This is a genomic window from Rhizobium sp. S152 (assembly GCF_030380735.1).
Taxonomy (GTDB): Bacteria; Pseudomonadota; Alphaproteobacteria; order Rhizobiales; family Rhizobiaceae; genus Rhizobium.
Map to the genome: position 1 here is coordinate 264,437 of NZ_JAUDRZ010000025.1, position 13,008 is coordinate 277,444.

Below are 13,008 nucleotides of genomic sequence, written 5' to 3' on the forward strand. Positions count from 1 at the left end.
TGCTGCCGATAAGGTTAGGGCGTCGAGCAATTCGACGAGATCAACGCAGATTAACGGAACGGCGCTTTCGATTTCCGACTAAGGAGGGAATCGGCCGGAACAAATCCATCCGACCGAGGTTTAGAGGGTCCCCACGCGCCCATAGGAGCACTTCAATGAAATCGTTCATCGCCCTCGCCGGCCTCGTCGTCTTTCTAGCCTCGCCGGTCCTAGCTCAATCAGCAGCGGAGAAGACCGGTGTCAACTCGGTCATGGGCGTCGCGCCGAAGACCGAGGACTTCGTCACCGAAGTTGCCAGTTCGGATATGTTCGAGATCGCATCCAGCAAGCTTGCCCTCGAAAAATCCGACGACGCGACCAAGACCTTTGCCCAGCAGATGATCACCGATCACACGAAGACTCCGACGAACTCAAGGCGATGGTTTCCTCCGGCAAGGTGAAGGCCATCATCCCCGCCGCGATGAGTTCTTCCCAACAGAGCATGCTCGACAATTTGAACAAACTGCAGGGGGACGATTTCACCAAACAGTACCATTCCGACCAGTAGGACGTACATGAAGATGCCGTCGATCTCTTCAAGCGCTACGGCGACGGCGGTGACAATACCGATCTGAAAGCATGGGCCGCGACGACCAGACCAGCGCTCGAGCATCACCTAATGATGGCCAAGGACTTGAACAAGTAGCACACCCGCCATCTGCCCGCATTCAGACTATCGCTTCATCGAAAGAGGAGAATAGAACCATGGATCACACGAACCACGTTCGCCTTACCGCATCCGAACTGACCCCGGCCGTGCTTGAGGGCGCGACTATTTACGGCGCCGACGACCACAAAGTCGGCACGATCGACCACATTCATGGCGCAGGCGCCGGCGGCTCGGCCGTCATCGACGTCGGTGGCTTCCTGGGTATCGGTGCAAAGCCGGTCGCGGTACCGATTACCGATCTCGAGTTCATGCGCGACGAGGATGGCGACGTCCATGCCGTAACGAGCTGGACGAAGGACGAACTGAAAAAGATGCCGGAGCATCACGACTGAGAAAAGTCAGGCGGCCAACAGGCCGCCTCATCGCTTCCGATGGTCATTCCATTAGAAGCGAGTCACGCACTCCCCCGAATGTCGTGCCTCACCGACTCGGACCTTACGTAAAGTTCCAGCATCCCTCTCAAAGTCCTCGTCGGTCATCTCCGGAAGCCGGAAGAGCATGTCCGACCTCGATCCCGGCGCAATTGGCGATCATGGACAGCGGCAAGTACGTATCGGGCTTGCTTTCGAGCTTGACCCAGTGTCCAGAACGCCGAACCCGTTCGGCTCGCTGAACCACACGGTAGCTTCCCCGGTGGGCGCCTCAGCCGCCGATCCCAGTGTCCGTCTTGTGCAGCGAGTTCGACATGCGCCGTGTCGAAATTTTCAACACTCTGAACTGGGAGGCGGTTACGCTGCACAGCTCGAAGGTGCGCTGGGGCGAAGCAGAACCCGATCCCAAAAGTGTCTGGCTGGAAGATCGTATCGAGGAAACGCACTACCTCTCGCTCCCCACGGTCTACTTCCAAGGCCTCGAAGACGGCGTCAATCCGCGCGATCTGTCGGAAGATCTGCATCGGAAGTTTTCAGGCCCCTTCGAAAGGATCGCTCTTCAGAACGTCGGACATTTTCAGCAGCGGGAAGATGCGGATACGGTGACGCGGGAACTTGCTCCGTTCCTCGAGGCGGCGCCGAAACGGAACAGGTGATCGCTACCGTCGTTCTCGCTGCTCCGTCCAGCGGAGCCGTCTTGCCCAATCCCACCCCATCCGACGACGATCTCGAACCGCGCAAGGGAAGTCCCAGCCCTCGTCTGCCCGAAGAGGAGTTAAAGCGCCGCTTCATGAACCAGTTCAAAGACTCGGCCTACGAGCCCTTGTCGGCCGAGCGGGTAAAAGTCACGGCAGCCGCGTGGGACGCCTACGGGCACTCTCGTAAGAGCCCGAAGACCCCCGAAAGGCCGGGCGGAGTTCGAGGAACCGGACTACGACCTCTCGGTCGACTGGCTAGCCGCACGCGGCGCAAACCAAGCCACTCAACACCGACACGACGATCCGGATGGTCCTATCCGGTTCCTGCTTATCAATGGATCGTCACGGAGCAAGCATACCTGTCCTGTTGAGATCGCCAAAAGCTATCGCATGGTCGAGATGGCGAAGGCCGTAATTGAGGAGGACCCACAGGCCAAGCTGGAAATCCTCGATCTCAGCCGGATCTCCTCGGAATTGGGTCGCCAGATCCATCCGTGCAAAGCTTGCTTTTCGACGCCGGCCGCGCTCTGTCACTGGCCGTGTTCCTGCTACCCGAACTATTCGTGGGGCAGATCCACGACTGGATGAACGGCATTTATCCGTGGTGGGTCGAGGCGCACGCAATCATGATTGCGACGCCGGTAAACTGGTACCAGACATCGTCACCGCTGAAGCTGATGATCGATCGCCTCGTCTGCGCCGACGGTGGCAATTCAGATCCCACGGCCACGCATGGAAAGCGCGCCAAAGAAGCCAAGGAGATCGAGATGAAGGGGTGGGACTACCTGCGTCACCTTAAGGTCGTCTGTTTTCGGTGATCGTCCATGGCGACACAGAAGGCGCGGAAAACAATCGGCGCTCGGTATCGGACTGGCTGAAGTCGATGGATCTCGTCCCGGCCGGGGCGCTGGCGAAAGTCGACCGCTACATCGGGTACTGGGAGCCCTACGCCACGAACCATGTTGCATACGAGAAGGATGAGGGGTTTCAGGGCGAAGTGAAGGTCGCCGCCCCTACCCTCTATAAAGCCGCGGTCGCAACGCGAAACGGCAGGCAGGTCGCGGCAGGTTTCTACCTCAAACCCGCAAGGGAGAAGTGACCGCATTGAAGCCGGCTTAAACGCGCCGGGAAAACGGCGGCGGACCAAGCCGGATCGATCGTGCACGTTCACTGAACTATGAGCGTGAAAGGAAGTCGAGTATAGCCTTGCCGAGAGCTTCCGGATTCTCCTCGGCGATGTGGTGACCGCTTTCAATGCCAAAGCCGCGAACGCTCGTTGCCCAGTTGCGCCAGATCGCGATAGGATCGCCGTAGATTTTTTCCAAATCGTCCCGCGTAGACCACAGGCAGAGCATCGGGCATTCGACCCGCCTCCCACTTTCCCGGTCAGCCAGGTCGTGTAGATGATCGATGCGGATGCCAGCACGGTAGTCCTCCATCATGCCGTGGATCGCGTCGGGACTATGGATGACATCAAGCATGTCGTCGTAAGCCGCTGCGCCCATGAGACGGGGAGACAATGCTGAATACCACCCGCACGGATCTGCAAGGATCGCCCGTTCCGGTTTTTCCGGCTGAGCGAAAAAGAACCAATGGTACCAGTCCCTCGCGAATTTCCAGTCGGCGCGCTCGAGATGTTCAAGGACCGGAATGCCGTCAACGGTGATCAGCCGCGTTATCTTGTCGGGGCAGTCCATCGCCATCCGGAAGGCTGTGAGACTTCCACGGTCGTGCCCCACGACTGCGAATTCTCGGTGCCCGAGGTATTCCATCAACTCGATAAGAACCGCCGCTTTTGCGCGTTTTGAGGAATGCCTGCTGTCTGGCGCGTCGACGGGGATATATGAGCGTCCGAAGCCCGGAAGGTCGGGACAGACGACGGTGAAGGACGTCGAAAGGAGATCGGCGACGCGTCCCCAGGTCATATGGGTTCGTGGATGGCCGTGAAGAAGTAGAATCGGTAGCCCGCGGCCACCGTGACGAACTCGAAGCTGCCCGGCCGCAACCTCGATTAGGTCAACAGTGAAAGCGGAAAAGCCATGCCCATTTGTCGGGCTGACAATGACGTCCATCAGTGTGAAACGTGCTTCGGCTTGCCCTTGCTTTTCGTCGAAGCCATCTCGTCAAGTTCTTTTTCGGTCATGGAATCGACCATCTGCTTCGACGCACCCCTTAGCTTGCTCTTGGGTGTGTCGCCGCGCTTCGCCGACAGCGCCGCGCCGGCTGCCTTCTGTTGTGCTTTGGATTTCGCTGGCATGGGAGTTCTCCTTCCGACAAAAGAACCCTCAATCTCGATCTAAGTTCCGCTCCGAACGATAGGCGGGCTATTTCTGACCCGGAAACGGCCTACTCTTAATGAGCTTGGCGAGATGCACCGTGCTCCGCGCAAGCATATCTACTGTCTTCAAAACGGCCTCCGGCACCTCGGGAATATCCACGAAGTTGGTGCTCCCATCGCCTCACCCACCCAGTATGCGACGCGTTCGGGGCAAGCGTGAAGCCGACGTCGTTCAGCCCCTGATAGAGCTCGGCGGACACATGATGTGCACCGTCCTCATTTCCGACGACCGCTAACGCTGCAACCGTCCCGTAGGAGACTATCCGACCCTCCTCGTCCGTTTCCTCGAGGAAGGCGTCCATCCGTTCCAAGCCATTGTTCAGGCTTGGCGGGAATCCGAGCTTCATATGGGTAGGTTGGCGCGGAACTTACTATCGACTTATGCACGGCGGATCTCCATCCGTTTTCCCTTTCGACAAAGCATACTCAACCGGAGTTTCTTCATTGCAGCGAACTGGAAGGTGCATGCCCTCGCCCTAGCTACTTCGGTTCAAGGGAGGAAACGGTGATGACGAAACTTACTTATCATGTCGGCGCGCACGAAGGCGGTTACGGCTACAGGCTGGGAGACGTGTGGTCGGAGACATTCACGGATCACGATGCTGCCCTATCGGCGGCGAAGTCCGCGGCCCAGCGACAACACCTAGAGGGCAGCAACGCCGAGATATCGTATCAGCTCCCGGACGGTCGCTGGCAGAGCGAGCTTGTCGACGGCGGCGATCGACCGGATACCGAAGTCGTGGACGACGGTACGGGGGCTCCGAAATGACGACGCTGACCGGTGCTTGCAAGTGCGGAAGCGTGAGGATTGCCGTTCGCGGCTCCCCGGTCAGGATTGGTATCTGTCACTGTACCGATTGCCGACAAGAGAGTGGATCCGCATTCACGTTTTTTGCAGTCTGGCCCGCAGCCGGATTCGAGTTCAAGGGGGAGACCGGCGAGTTCGAGGGGCGGAGGTTTTGTCCGAACTGCGGTTCCAGGATGTTCTCGGCGAACGCTGACGAGGCGGAGATCAAGCTAGGTATTCTCACCGAGGCGCCTACGTCTCTCGCTCCGACTTACGAACTTTGGGTTAAGCGCCGGGAGAAATGGCTGGCGCCCATCGAGGGCGCCCAACAGTTCGACGAAGACCGGACCTGACGCCGCTCGCCCAAACCAGCGCCTCGAAATGACGGTCATCGGAAAATGCAACACGAGGGATGACTAGGGTTTCCCCTCGTCAAGGCCTCCCTTACTGGCCAAGCCACTGGTACTCGGCAATCGACGCCTGGCCGGACTTCTTGTCGTACAGGCAGATCAGGTTCACGAGCTTTTTCGACTTCGCACTCTTTTCGCGCAGAAGGATAGCGATCTTGCCCGTTGCATCGTCGAAGACGACAGGCGCGGTCGCTTCCGGTGACACCATTCGCGATTGACCGATGCAAGTGCCGTTGGCCTTCGCAGACAGCGCGCTCCACGCGCTGTCGCTGGACGCGCTGGCAAACTGGCTGAGCGAGAGCAAGGCAACAGTGCTGGCAAACGTAGTCTTCAACACTTCGAAACTCCTTATGTCATTGAGAACCACGCCAAGGCGTGATGCCTTGTTGATCGCGAGAAACGATGGCAGCATCACAACGAACGATTGCGGGAACCGCGCCGTCATCTGCGAGTTCTTCCCTAATAAGGAGGATCACTATGACGACGAATTCTATTCCAAGCTCAGCAAAGCTTCCGCCCAAGTCCCTGAATAAAGACACGCAAGACGACGAGCTTCCCGAAACCAATCTTGACGACCGCCGCGCGCCGCCCGTCAACATGGGCAATAGCAGGGAAGCCGGCGAAGGCGTGACCGATGCCGATCCCAAGACAGGCAGGGCCGACGCCAGAGACCATAATCCGGCTCCTCAGACAGCGAACAGGAAGTGACCTCGATGGATGATCGCAAGGGATACACAAACACCGACGAACTGCAGGCCGACGATCAGATATCGCCAACACCCTCGCCCGACGACAAAGAAGCCCGCTCTCCACGCTCAAGCGACGCCAAATCGGATGGAGCGGACGATGACGAGCGCATTCCGATACCGGCGACGTCCGAATGATGGATAGCACGTGCAGTAGCTTCCATGACCTCACCACGCCGCAACACTGTAGAAACTGATGCCCGGCACGTTCACCTCCATCAGCATTTTCGCCTACGACCTCTACGAGCGCGGCGATGCAGTCCAAGCATGGGAAACAGTCGCCGGGACTGAAGCGGATGCCATCGAAGAGGCGAAGGGTGCGGCCGCCCGCCACGCGGGGGTCTTGGTCGTGCGCCGGGAAGGAAAGCCTTCTGTCGGAGAGGAAGGCGACCCGATTGTCGTGTTCCGTGTTGGGAAAACGGGCGACTTCGATTAGAATCCGCAGCCATGAACGCTTTCCTCGACTTCGAAGCCTCCTCGCTCGGCAGGCACGGTTACCCTATCGAGATAGCCTGGGTCTTCGAGGACGATCGCTCTCGATCCCTTTTGATAAAGCCGGAACCGACGTGGACGGACTGGTCCGAAGACGCGCAAGCGATTCATGGGATTTCTCGTCAACAGCTAGATCAGGAAGGCACGCCAGTCATATTAGTCGTCACGGAAATGATGGCGGAGCTGGCTGGGCACGATCTGTATGCCAGTTCACCCTCATGGGACGGAAAGTGGCTCAGCGTACTTCTCAGAGGCGGTGGCGTTCCAAGACACATGCTCCGTGTTCGCAAGTCGGACGATCTCTTCCAGGACATCGCGTCACAAATCATTGGCGCGTCGCCAAACTTCAGCCGAGGCGGCGTCGGAGCTGTGCACGTCGACATTTCCGCGCTCGTTGCCGAGGTGATCGCTCGATCGGAGCCCGATTCACTCGCCCATCGCGCTCTGCCGGATGCGCAGCTCGAACTCGAACGCCTACGGCTCGTGCGGGAAGCTGCCCAGAGGCGGCTCGTGTAAATCGGACGGAAGCGGCCAACTGCGCAAGCGCCCGTGGACCAAACCGAATGCCTAAAGCTGACTTTCCAGAAGGCTTTTCAGCTTGCTTAGATCTCTCTCTACCATCCCGGCATCCCGGTCGAAATCTTCGTCGCTCATTTCCGGAAGACGAAACAACACGAGTTCGATCTCAGTTTGCTTTCCGTTGGCGATCATGCGCAAGGCTGCCTTTCCTTCCAGCTTCACACAGTGGTCGAGGACGCCGAAGTCATTCGCATCGCTGAACCGGACGATTGCTTCGCCCGCCGGGGTTGCGGCCACCCAGACACTGGCCGTCTGGTGTGGCGAGCTTGACATCCCTGCCGCCCACTTCGGGAAATTTTGGCGCCGATGTGCGAAGGCATAGGCGTGGGCGACTGGGACGCTCGCTGTTATGTGCAGAATGCGGGTTCCGTCACACTGCTCGTATCAGGGCCTAGTTCGCTACCGTGTCGAATTCGGTGAAGCACTGCGGCGGTGGGATGTTCGCCTTCCCCGCCCTTCTGTCAGCGACGTACTGTATCGCTTCTACGAGCTCAAGGTCGAGAACTGGCTTCTGGATCACTCCCAAGGAACCATCGACCCCACCTCGTATGGCACCGGGGTCGCTCGTCATAACAGGACCGAACGTTTGCCTCCGCCAAGCTGCGACCGATGATCGGACCCGTTGGCCCGTCCTCGAGGTTGACGTCGACGAAGGCTATGTCAGCGTCCCTCGAGAGCAAGAGCGCCTGATACATATTGCTAGCGATGCCGATGGTATTGTGACCGAGTTCCTCCACAGTGTCCTGGAGGTTAAGAGCGACCAAAGGCTGGTCTTCGACAATCAAGACGTTTGTCTTCTCCGTGGTTGTCCTTCGTTAGACTAAACCCCTGTAGGCAGTAGCGGTTCCCGTAGAATAGCCATCGTGAAGACGACGCGTGATAACGCTTGAAACTTTCTCACCGGGCGTGCCGGGTCCTTTGTCGCGATCGAAAGATCGTGGCCGTTGCCACCCGATCCGCTCTCCTGACGGAACGCAGCGGCCAGCCTATGACAAGGACGCCGCTTTTCAGGGCGAGGTGCGAAACGCCGCGCTGACGCACAGGGAAACGGTCCTGGCAAGGCGCGCCGGCAAGCACGTGGCTGCGGGATCCGACCTGGAGCTGCCGCGCGAAAAGCAATAGCTAGCTAGCGCGATTACTTAGCAAATGAGTAGTGGCCACCCTTTTCCAAGGCCTTTCTGTATGCGAGGCGGGCGTGGATCCGATCGAGCCACGCTATTGTCGCAGGACGGTTCTCTCCGAGACCGGATTGCGCCTTTGCCGCCTCGAGCGGGAAGCTCATCATGACGTCGGCGGCGCTTATTTCGTCTCCCGCAAACCATGGCCGTGACGCAAGCTCGGACTCAATAAAGTCGAGATGCACGTCGATCATAGATCTGACTTTTCGTGCCGCGAACGCGCCGAGTAACGGCACTTTCGACACGACCAGGGCCGCGAACAGCACGGGCATCACCGATCCCTCCGCGTAGTGAACGAATTGCCGGTAGAGTGGTCGGCCCGTCGAACCCGTCGGACCCATTCTCCCGCCTGCCTTGTCGACTAGATACTCGCAAATTGCGCCCGTCTCGACGAGGACAATGCGACCGCCGGTTTCATCCTGATCTTCCAGAATCGGCGACTTCCCGAGAGGATGGATCCGCCGCATCTCCGCGGGCGCGGACATGTCCGCATTGCGCTTGTAGAAACGGATATCATATTCGAAACCCAGTTCTTCCAGCATCCAAAGTATGCGTTGCGAGCGACTGTTGTTCAGGTGATGCACGATGATCACGGACGGTTGGTTCCTTGCTTGAAATTAAGACGTCTGGAGGCCGCCAACGAGCGGCAGCCTCCCATGGTTGTTCAGGGGAGTTGGGCAATCTAGCCATTCGGATGGATGACTACCTTGATGCAACCGTCTTCCTTGTCACGAAAGGTCTTGTAAGCGTCCGGGCCGTCTTCCAGCCCAATACGATGGGTGATCAGGAAGGAAGGATCGATCTTGCCTTCAACGATCAGCTTCATGAGAGGTTCGAGGTAGCGTTGAACGTGGGTCTGGCCGGTCTTCAGCGTCAGGCCCTTGCCGACGAAAGCTCCGAGCGGTGCGGGCACCGCCGGTCCGACGAAGACACCTGGCAGCGACACCGTACCGCCTGGGCGGCAGGCGAGAATGGCCTGGCTTAACGCATAAGGTCGCTCCGTCGACGTCAACTTCGTCTGCAGGCTTTCCATCACGCCGCCGGCGCCGTGGCTCTCCATCCCGACTGCCTCGATGACGGCATCGGGCCCCTGCCCTTGCGTCGTCTCGACGATCTTCTTCTGGAGATCCTCGTCGGTATAGTCGAGGGTCTCGGCGCCTGCCTGGCGTGCCAGTGCCAGGCGTTCCGGTACCGTGTCGATCGCGATGACGCGTTCTGCGCCGAGAAGGAAAGCGGACTTGATCGCAAACAAACCGACGGGACCACATCCGAATACGGCGACTGTTTGCCCCTGCTTGATGTCGCAGTTTTCCGCGGCCATGTAGCCGGTCGGGAAGATGTCAGAAAGAAACAGGACCTCCTCGTCGCTCAGGCCATCCGGCACCTTGATCGGGCCGACGTCGGCGAAGGGGACGCGGAGGTACTGCGCCTGGCCGCCAGGGAACTGGCCGTACATGTCGGAATAGCCGAACAGCCCGGCCGTTGGATAACCGATCTGCTCGGCCTGTTTTGCGCCCGAAGGGTTCGAGCGCTGGCATAGCGAAAACAGGCTGCGCTGGCACATCGAGCACTCGCCGCAAGAGATGGTGAACGGCACGACGACCCGGTCGCCGATCTTGAGATTGGAGACGCCACGCCCCAGTTCAACGACCTCGCCCATCGTCTCGTGGCCCATCACGTCGCCCGCATGCATGCCGGGAACGAAGCCGCCATAGAGGTGCAGGTCTGATCCGCAGATCGCGCAGCTCGTCACCTTGATGATCGCATCGCGATCGTTCTGGATGATCGGATCGTCGACCTCTTCGCAACGGATGTCGCCGCTACCGTGCCAGGTGAGTGCTTTCATGTCGGTCTCCTCGTGGGGTGTGTTGGGTTGTCGAAATTGCGCTCGTTACGGCTGACCGCCGCCGCCAGCGGCGCCGTAAACCTGCCCGGTCGAGTAGCTCGCACCGTTATCGGCGAGCTGGACGTAGATGGACGCCAGTTCGGCCGGTTGACCCGGCCGACCCATCGGCGTGTCGCCGCCGAACGTCTCCAGCTTCTCCATCGTCGCGCCGCCGCTGACCTGAAGCGGCGTCCAGATCGGACCGGGCGCGACGCCGTTGACGCGAATGCCTTTCGGGCCGAGCTGCTTGGCCATGGACTTGGTGAAACTCATCGCCGCCGCTTTGGTGATCGCGTAATCGACGAGATTTTCTGACGGATCGTAGGCCTGTTCCGACGTCGTCTGGATGATGCTGGAGCCTGGCTTCATATGCTTGAGTGCAGCCTTGGTCAGAAGGAACATCGCGTAGATGTTGGTCTTCATCGTCGCATCAAAAGCCTCGTAGGTGATATCGTCGATGGACTGCGCCTGCTGCTGGCGTCCGGCGTTGTTGACGAGGATGTCGAGACCGCCAAGGGCCTTGACCGCGTCCTCTACAAGTGTCTCGCAGAAGGCCTGATCACGAAGGTCGCCGGGCAATGCCACGCCTTTGCGTCCTTCTTTTTCGATCAGCGCGATCACCTCCTTGGCGTCGGGCTCCTCGTCGGGAAGATAGTTGATGGCGACATCCGCGCCCTCGCGTGCATATGCGATCGCAGCCGCCCGGCCCATGCCGGAATCGCCGCCGGTTATCAGCGCTTTGCGACCCGCGAGCCTGCCGGAGCCTTTATAGCTTGTCTCGCCGTGATCGGGTTTTGGGTCCATCTTGCCGGCGAGGCCCGGAAACGGCTGTGACTGTCGCTCGAAAGGCGGTTTCGGATACTTCATGGTCGGGTCTTCCATGGATACTGGTTCCTTCGACTGGGTTTGCGAAAGCGCTGGAAAGGCGATTGTGGCAAAGCTTGCCGTTGTCGCCGCGAGAGCTGACCGGCGTGTCAAATGGAGAGCGCTCTTCATTGTTTTCCCCATACAGACCTCGGACGACGGGTTGCCGCCCGCGGTCTGGAAAGTTTAGTGCGCGGCCACGAGCTTCATGACGTGCATCTTGTGCATTTCAAGCTTCGGCAGCGTTTCTGCCGCGAACGCCTTGACGGCTGCATCATCTCCGCCCTTCGCGTAGGTCGCAAACAGCGTCACCGCCTCCATGTGCGCCACGGTCTGCATTTCGATGTAAAGCGCCTGGAAGTCCTGTTCCGATGCGCCCTTCAGGGTTTCGAGCATTGCCGCATGTTTCGGCGCGAGCATCGGCGGCTCGTCCCCGAGCTTGGCGGCCTTTTTTAGGCCTTCGGCCGCCTTGGTATGATCGGCGACCATGTGCTTGGCAAACTCCTTGACGTCAGCATCCTTTGCCTTCTTCTCGGCGAGCTTGCTGGATTCGATTTCGAAGGCGTTGGCGCTGGTGACGACCTTGACGAACGAAGCCTTGTCAACGCTGATCGGGGCGGCTGCCGTATCGGCACTTTTCGGCATCGCGGCCATTGTCGCCGCCGGCGTCAGCAATGAGATCGACACGAGCGTTGCGGAAATCAGTCTGTTCATGTCGATATCCTTACTTGGCTTTGCTGAACGCGGCGGTCAGATCCGATACCGCAAGATCGAGAGCTTCCTTGGCTTGCGGGACGACCTTGCCCATGCCGAAGAACTCGTGTGTTACGCCGTCGTAGGTCTTCAGATCGACAGTGACCCCGGCGTCTTTAAGCTTGGCAGCGTACGTCTCGCCGTCCGACCGCAGCGGATCGATCTGTGCCAGGATGACGGTCGCCGGCGCGACGCCGGCAAGGTCCGAACGCCCGTTGAGGTTGATGCGCGGATCCTTGGCATCATCCATCGATGAGACGGTGTTCTTGACGAACCACTCCATGTCGGCCTTCCCGAGCGGCTTGGCATCGGCGTTTTCCTTGTAGGACGCCGTGTTCATGTCGTTGCCCGCAACCGGATAGACGAGAAGCTGGTGGACCGGCTGCTTGGCCTTCATCTCCTTCGCCATCAGCGCGACGTTGGCAGCGAGGTTGCCGCCAGCACTTTCGCCGGCGACGGCGATCTTGTCGGCGTTGCCGTTCAGTTCATGAATATTCTCGACGACCCATTTGTAGGCGGTCCAGGCGTCGTCATGCGCGGCCGGAAACTTGTGTTCGGGAGCATGGCGATATTCCACTGAGACGACGATCGCGTTTGCGCCCAGCGAAAGCGCACGGGGCGCGCCGTCATAGACGTTGACGTCGGCGACGACCCATCCGCCACCGTGGTAATAAACCACCACCGGGAACGGTCCTTCCCCGCCTGGAACGTAGACGCGAGCGGCAAGGCCACCGTCCTTCGACGGGATCGCGATGTCCTTGGTGGTCACCTGCGCTTCGGGATTGGAGGAAATGCGCTTGTCCCATTGGACGGCGTGCGCGGCGTCGGCGGGGGTCGCCTGCGTACGCGCATCCGGGACGGTCAGCGTCGAGAACGGCTTGGAGCCAAGGGCAGCCAGCTTGTCGAGCACCTCTTGCATTTCGGGAGCAGGTTTCGGTGCGTCCTGAGCATAAAGAGGAACGGAAACCGTTAGGAGCGCGCTGGATAGTAGCGCCGCCTTGGCGAAGTTTTGGAGGGTCATAGGACATTTCCCGTTGGAAGACGCAGAGCAAACCTGCACCGATGCTCGTTGTTCCCGCTGAATTCAAACAAAGACAGGCTGCGGCCTCGTCCCATTACCCGCTCCATAGCGCTGCTCGTTCTCAAACGACGAAAGGGGGTTGTTGGAACTTCGACTGCTTTTGGACCTTTAGTTGTC

The 13,008-nt window shown here is 59.3% G+C and carries 17 protein-coding genes and 3 pseudogenes; 10 read left to right on the plus strand and 10 right to left on the minus strand.

All coding sequences use genetic code 11. The features are described from left to right. The first annotated feature begins 155 nt into the window (after positions 1-155). The 4 genes and pseudogenes from QTL95_RS17850 (at position 156) to QTL95_RS17865 (ending at position 2,877) form a co-directional block, all read left to right on the plus strand. A pseudogene (locus QTL95_RS17850) lies at positions 156-685 on the plus strand (DUF4142 domain-containing protein). 59 nt (positions 686-744) lie between these two features. After that, positions 745-1,041, plus strand: a complete 297-nt coding sequence (locus QTL95_RS17855; protein ID WP_289721260.1) for a PRC-barrel domain-containing protein — start codon at positions 745-747, stop codon at positions 1,039-1,041. A 353-nt stretch (positions 1,042-1,394) separates the two neighbouring features. Then, positions 1,395-1,736: an alpha/beta fold hydrolase gene (locus tag QTL95_RS17860; RefSeq protein ID WP_289721261.1), complete on the plus strand. Its 342-nt coding sequence runs from the start codon at positions 1,395-1,397 to the stop codon at positions 1,734-1,736. Positions 1,737-1,777: 41 nt separating this feature from the next. Then, a pseudogene (locus tag QTL95_RS17865) lies at positions 1,778-2,877 on the plus strand (flavodoxin family protein). A gap of 76 nt (positions 2,878-2,953) precedes the next feature. Here QTL95_RS17865 and QTL95_RS17870 read toward each other — a convergent pair. The 3 genes and pseudogenes from QTL95_RS17870 to QTL95_RS17880 form a co-directional block, all read right to left on the minus strand. Then, on the minus strand, positions 2,954-3,850 hold the full coding sequence (locus QTL95_RS17870) for an alpha/beta fold hydrolase (RefSeq protein ID WP_289721262.1): 897 nt from the start codon (positions 3,848-3,850) through the stop codon (positions 2,954-2,956). Further along, entirely contained in the window at positions 3,850-4,035 is a 186-nt protein-coding gene (locus QTL95_RS17875) for a DUF3008 family protein (protein WP_289721263.1), read from the minus strand. Before QTL95_RS17875 ends, QTL95_RS17870 begins: the two co-directional genes overlap by 1 nt. A gap of 67 nt (positions 4,036-4,102) precedes the next feature. Next, positions 4,103-4,469: pseudogene (locus QTL95_RS17880) on the minus strand (NADPH-dependent oxidoreductase); the annotation flags it as partial. Between the two features lie 155 nt (positions 4,470-4,624). Between QTL95_RS17880 and QTL95_RS17885 the strand changes: the two are divergent. Both QTL95_RS17885 and QTL95_RS17890 read left to right on the plus strand, forming a co-directional pair. Further along, the gene (locus QTL95_RS17885; protein ID WP_289721264.1) at positions 4,625-4,885 is read left to right on the plus strand and encodes a hypothetical protein; all 261 of its coding nucleotides are present in this window, start codon (positions 4,625-4,627) and stop codon (positions 4,883-4,885) included. Next, the gene (locus tag QTL95_RS17890; protein WP_289721265.1) at positions 4,882-5,256 is read left to right on the plus strand and encodes a GFA family protein; all 375 of its coding nucleotides are present in this window, start codon (positions 4,882-4,884) and stop codon (positions 5,254-5,256) included. The genes QTL95_RS17885 and QTL95_RS17890 overlap by 4 nt, the downstream gene beginning before the upstream one ends. A 91-nt stretch (positions 5,257-5,347) precedes the next feature. Here QTL95_RS17890 and QTL95_RS17895 read toward each other — a convergent pair whose 3' ends face one another. Continuing rightward, positions 5,348-5,650 carry a hypothetical protein gene (locus tag QTL95_RS17895; protein WP_289721266.1) on the minus strand — a complete coding sequence of 101 codons (303 nt, stop codon included), beginning with the start codon at positions 5,648-5,650 and terminating at the stop codon, positions 5,348-5,350. A 140-nt stretch (positions 5,651-5,790) separates the two neighbouring features. Between QTL95_RS17895 and QTL95_RS17900 the strand changes: the two genes are divergently transcribed. From QTL95_RS17900 to QTL95_RS17915, 4 genes are read left to right on the plus strand one after another with little or no spacing between them, the layout of a single operon-like run. Beyond that, complete coding sequence (locus QTL95_RS17900) at positions 5,791-6,021, plus strand: hypothetical protein (RefSeq protein ID WP_289721267.1); 231 nt, start codon at positions 5,791-5,793, stop codon at positions 6,019-6,021. Between the two features lie 5 nt (positions 6,022-6,026). Beyond that, positions 6,027-6,197 carry a hypothetical protein gene (locus QTL95_RS17905; RefSeq protein ID WP_289721268.1) on the plus strand — a complete coding sequence of 57 codons (171 nt, stop codon included), beginning with the start codon at positions 6,027-6,029 and terminating at the stop codon, positions 6,195-6,197. A 58-nt stretch (positions 6,198-6,255) separates the two neighbouring features. Then, the gene (locus QTL95_RS17910) at positions 6,256-6,495 is read left to right on the plus strand and encodes a hypothetical protein (protein ID WP_289721269.1); all 240 of its coding nucleotides are present in this window, start codon (positions 6,256-6,258) and stop codon (positions 6,493-6,495) included. Between the two features lie 11 nt (positions 6,496-6,506). Then, entirely contained in the window at positions 6,507-7,067 is a 561-nt protein-coding gene (locus tag QTL95_RS17915) for a transcriptional regulator (RefSeq protein WP_289721270.1), read from the plus strand. A 51-nt stretch (positions 7,068-7,118) separates the two neighbouring features. On the opposite strand, the gene QTL95_RS17920 is transcribed toward QTL95_RS17915, so the two are convergent. From QTL95_RS17920 to QTL95_RS17950, 6 genes are all read right to left on the minus strand, one after another. Next, complete coding sequence (locus QTL95_RS17920) at positions 7,119-7,403, minus strand: hypothetical protein (RefSeq protein ID WP_289721271.1); 285 nt, start codon at positions 7,401-7,403, stop codon at positions 7,119-7,121. An 862-nt stretch (positions 7,404-8,265) separates the two neighbouring features. Then, the gene (locus QTL95_RS17930; protein WP_289721272.1) at positions 8,266-8,901 is read right to left on the minus strand and encodes a glutathione S-transferase family protein; all 636 of its coding nucleotides are present in this window, start codon (positions 8,899-8,901) and stop codon (positions 8,266-8,268) included. Between the two features lie 89 nt (positions 8,902-8,990). Beyond that, on the minus strand, positions 8,991-10,154 hold the full coding sequence (locus tag QTL95_RS17935; protein WP_289721273.1) for a zinc-dependent alcohol dehydrogenase: 1,164 nt from the start codon (positions 10,152-10,154) through the stop codon (positions 8,991-8,993). A 45-nt stretch (positions 10,155-10,199) separates the two neighbouring features. After that, positions 10,200-11,075: an SDR family oxidoreductase gene (locus QTL95_RS17940; RefSeq protein WP_289721274.1), complete on the minus strand. Its 876-nt coding sequence runs from the start codon at positions 11,073-11,075 to the stop codon at positions 10,200-10,202. Between the two features lie 168 nt (positions 11,076-11,243). After that, entirely contained in the window at positions 11,244-11,771 is a 528-nt protein-coding gene (locus QTL95_RS17945) for a DUF4142 domain-containing protein (protein WP_289721275.1), read from the minus strand. A gap of 10 nt (positions 11,772-11,781) precedes the next feature. Further along, a complete protein-coding gene (locus tag QTL95_RS17950) occupies positions 11,782-12,831 on the minus strand; it encodes an alpha/beta hydrolase (RefSeq protein WP_289721276.1) in 1,050 nt (349 codons plus the stop codon). Between the last annotated feature and the right edge of the window lie 177 nt (positions 12,832-13,008).